The sequence below is a fragment of the Nonomuraea longispora genome (genome assembly GCF_004348345.1).
GTDB classification, from domain to species: domain Bacteria; phylum Actinomycetota; class Actinomycetes; order Streptosporangiales; family Streptosporangiaceae; genus Nonomuraea; species Nonomuraea longispora.
Map to the genome: position 1 here is coordinate 1 of NZ_SMJZ01000458.1, position 555 is coordinate 555.

The 555-nt window shown below is 66.7% G+C and carries 1 protein-coding gene; it reads left to right on the forward strand.

All coding sequences use genetic code 11. The features are described 5' to 3' along the window. Nucleotides 1-555 (forward strand): hypothetical protein (locus tag E1267_RS45240; RefSeq protein WP_220449973.1); only part of this gene is annotated, 555 nt, incomplete at both ends.

The window sequence follows — 555 nt, forward strand, 5'->3', positions numbered from 1 at the left end:
CACAGGAATTCACCAAGGACGCGGCCGACCGGGTCTTCGAGCTGACGCAGGGCCAGCCATGGCTGGTCAACGCCCTCGCCTTCGACATCATTCTCCAGATGGGTACGACTGGCGCCATCACCGCCGGGCACGTGGACGAGGCCAAGGAGCGGCTGATCCGCCAACGTGCCACCCACCTGGACGCCCTGGTGGCCCGGCTGCACGAACCACGGGTGGAACGGGTGATCGAACCGATCGTCGCGGGAACATGGCCGGGCACGGACACGTCCTTCGACGATGACGTCTCCTACGTGCACGACCTCGGCCTCATCCGGGGGCCCGGGGACCTGGAGATCGCCAACCCCATCTACCGGGAGGTCCTCCTACGCGTCCTCGGTCATCGTACGGAACGGTTCGTCAAGGCCGATCCACGCAGCTTCGTCCGTCCCGACGGCCGGTTCGACCTGCCGCGCCTGCTGCAGGAGTTCGTCGTGTTCTGGCGCGAGCACGGCGAGGTCCTCATCCAGCAGGAGGGCTACCACGAAGCCGCCTGCCAGATCATCCTCATGGCCTTCC